The sequence below is a fragment of the Hominilimicola sp. genome (assembly GCF_046972485.1).
In the GTDB taxonomy this organism is placed as follows: Bacteria; Bacillota; Clostridia; order UBA1381; family UBA1381; genus Hominilimicola; species Hominilimicola fabiformis.
This window is the reverse complement of sequence record NZ_JBKVWU010000184.1, coordinates 1-3,216: the sequence shown is the minus strand read 5'-3', so window position 1 is coordinate 3,216 and position 3,216 is coordinate 1. Positions and strand designations below refer to the sequence as shown.

4 protein-coding genes are annotated in these 3,216 nt (G+C 37.7%); 3 read left to right on the top strand and 1 reads right to left on the bottom strand.

Annotated elements, in window-relative coordinates; all coding sequences use genetic code 11:
• On the bottom strand, positions 1-1,084 hold a 1,084-nt coding region (gene hcp, locus ACLTU0_RS11540; protein WP_412322578.1), incomplete at its 3' end, for a hydroxylamine reductase.
• A 105-nt stretch (positions 1,085-1,189) separates the two neighbouring features.
• Between hcp and ACLTU0_RS11535 the strand changes: the two genes are divergently transcribed.
• The 3 genes from ACLTU0_RS11535 to ACLTU0_RS11525 form a co-directional block, all read left to right on the top strand.
• Positions 1,190-1,855: a Crp/Fnr family transcriptional regulator gene (locus ACLTU0_RS11535; RefSeq protein WP_412322577.1), complete on the top strand. Its 666-nt coding sequence runs from the start codon at positions 1,190-1,192 to the stop codon at positions 1,853-1,855.
• 70 nt (positions 1,856-1,925) lie between these two features.
• Positions 1,926-2,996, top strand: coding sequence for a peptide chain release factor 1 (gene prfA / locus ACLTU0_RS11530; RefSeq protein ID WP_412322576.1), 1,071 nt, complete (start codon positions 1,926-1,928; stop codon positions 2,994-2,996).
• 12 nt (positions 2,997-3,008) lie between these two features.
• Positions 3,009-3,216: SDR family NAD(P)-dependent oxidoreductase (locus ACLTU0_RS11525; RefSeq protein WP_412322575.1), on the top strand; the 208-nt coding region annotated here is incomplete at its 3' end.

Sequence of the window (3,216 nt, the reverse complement as noted above, 5' to 3'; positions counted from 1 at the left end):
ATATTGTTCCGTGTCCGAAACCTGTTGTCACGCTTGTTCCGCCGTTTATACCTGTAAATTGTTTATCCTCGTCATATCCGCCAAGTTCAAGTGCCTTTTCGATAATCGGCGTAAAATCTTTATCATCACCGATATGTGTGATTTTAGGATATGATACAACTTCTGTTGTAAACACTCTGTCCGAATAGCTGTCCTTTGGTGGCATTAAACAGTTTGTTGTAAATAATATCGGTGCAGGTACATTTGCAAATTCTTTTTGTTGGTTTTGCCATGCCGTACCGAAGTTGCCCTTTAAATGCCTATACTTCTTTAATTCCGGATAGCCGTGTGCCGGTAACATTTCTCCGTGAGTATATATATTAATATTCTTATCCTTTGTCTGCTCCAAAAGCAATTTTAAATCAAGCAAATCATGTCCCGAAATTATAATAAACGGACCTTTTTCAACTTTTAAATCAATAGTTGTCGGTGTCGGTGTTCCGTAAGTTTCCGTATTCGCTTTATCAAGCATTTCCATACATACAAGATTAACTTTTCCCAATTCCATAACTATCGGTAAAAGCTTATCCATTTCCCAATCTTCGCCAAGTGCAAACAATGCTTTCACAAAGAAATGGCTAACTTCATCATTTGTATAGCCGAGTACCATAGCGTGATAAGCATAAGCCGCCATACCTCTGATGCCGAAAAGTATAAGTGATTTCAAACTGCGAATATCTTCATTATCTGTCCAAATATGCGACAAATCATATTCGTTATTTGTTCCGCACGGTGATGCACAAGCAAAACATTGCGGAACAAGCCTTTCTCTTTCTGTGCGAACTTTTTCAATCAATTCATTAAGTGTCTGTTCGTTAAAGCTGACATTTGTAAGAGTTGTAAAAAGTCCTTCTATTATAAGTTTTAAAACGTTTCCTGTCGGTACAACATCACCTGTTGCACGAACAAGTCCGATAAGTTCACCTGTTAATTTATCTTGCAGAGCGGCAACATCTGCGTTTTTACCGCATACGCCTACCTTACCTGTGCAACCGGAACATCCTGCTGTCTGTTCACATTGAAAGCAAAACATTTTATTCTCCATATATAAATCCTCCTCGCTAATACCTCATGTATTGACTTTGTGAATTCAGTATAATATAATCTTATAAAAAAATATGTTGTTGCAACAACAAAATAAGAGGAATTTATGAATTATTTATTTTTAACAAAAACAGCATTTTTTAACAGACTTTCCGAGAATGAAATTAAGACGATATTAAATTGTCTTGGTGCATATCAAAAAAGTTTTAAAAAATCTGAATTTATTTATCACAGCGGTGATACTGTCAGTGATATGGGACTTGTTTTGTCGGGAAGTGTAAATATTGTCGTCAACTATTATTGGGGAAGCAGTAATATATTCAACCACATAGGTGAGGGCGAAATTTTTGCCGAAACTTATGCGACCATTCCGAATAAAGAAATGCTCTGCGATGTGGTTGCGGCAGAGAAAACAGAAGTTCTGTTTATTAATGTAGAGAGAGTTCTTTCCGTGTGTGAAAATCAATGTTCTTTCCATAACCGACTTTTACGAAATCTTCTAAAAAATTCGGCACAGAAAAATATATCCCTCGCCACAAGAATGATGCACACTGCGTCAAAGTTCATTCGTGACAGATTATTGTCGTATTTTTCAGAACAGGCGATTTTAAACGGCAGTAATACATTTACTGTCCCATTTTCACGTCAACAGCTTGCCGACTACCTCGGAGTTGACCGCAGTGCAATGTCAAACGAGCTTTCAAAAATGAAACGAGACGGATTAATTGATTATCACAAAAATGATTTTATACTTATAAGTAATGATTTTTAATTTTTGTGTTGACACCTATGGTAAAATATTATAAAATATTAGATATGTAGTAAAATAAGGAGTTTTAATTATGTTTGATAAATTAGAAGCGCTTGAAGAGCGCTTTCAGCTTGTATCAGAGAAGATAAGTGACCCTGATATTATCGCCGACCAAGAGTCGTGGCGTAAATACTGTAAGGAACATTCGGACCTTACACCGATTATTGATAAGTACAGAGAATTGAAATCAGCAAAGCAGACAGTTGCAGATGACAAGGAAATGCTTGAAGCAGGACAAGACAAGGAATTTGAAGAAATGATACGTCTTGAAATGGCAGAGGCAGAAGAAACAATCGAAAGAGCAAGCGAAGAATTAAAAATTCTTCTTCTTCCGAAAGACCCTAACGACGAAAAGAACGTTATTATGGAAATCCGCGGCGGTACAGGCGGTGATGAAGCCGCACTTTTTGCCGCAGACCTTATGAGAATGTATTCAATGTATGCCGAGTCAAAGAATTGGAAAATCGATATTCTAAGCTCTAACCCTACCGACATTGGCGGTTACAAAGAAGTCAGCTTTTCAATCGAAGGTCAAGGCGCATACAGCAGACTTAAATTTGAAAGCGGTGTACACCGTGTTCAGAGAGTTCCGGAAACAGAATCAAGCGGAAGAATTCATACTTCTGCCGTTACGGTAGCCGTTTTACCGGAAGTTGAAGAAGTTGAAGTTGAAATTAATCAGAACGATCTTAGAATTGACGTATTCCGTGCAGGCGGACCTGGCGGACAGTGTGTAAACACAACTGACTCCGCGGTAAGAATTACACATATTCCAACAGGAATCGTTGTTTCGTGTCAGGACGAAAAATCACAGCACAAGAATAAAGATAAGGCTATGAAAATTATTCGTTCGAGAATTTATGATGTTATGGAAGAACAACGTCACAAAGAAATTGCAGACGAAAGAAAATCGCAAGTCGGCAGCGGTGATAGAAGTGAACGTATCAGAACATACAACTTTCCTCAAAGCCGAGTTACCGACCACAGAATTAATCTTACATTATATAAACTTGAACAAATACTTGACGGTAATCTTGATGAAATTATTGATGCACTTGTTACAGCTGACCAAGCCGCAAAACTTGCAGGTCAGAATGATTAAGGAGATATAAAAATGGATTTACACGAAAATTTAAAAGGTAAAACAGTTGTTATAACAGGCGGAAGCGGTATTTTATGCCGTGAATTTGCTTACGCATATGCTAAACAAGGTATGAATGTCGCCGTTTTGGGACGTACACTTTCAAAACTTGAAGAAGTTCGTGATAAGATAAACGAACTTGGCGGTAACGGTCTTGCTGTTGTATGCGACGTTGTTGATA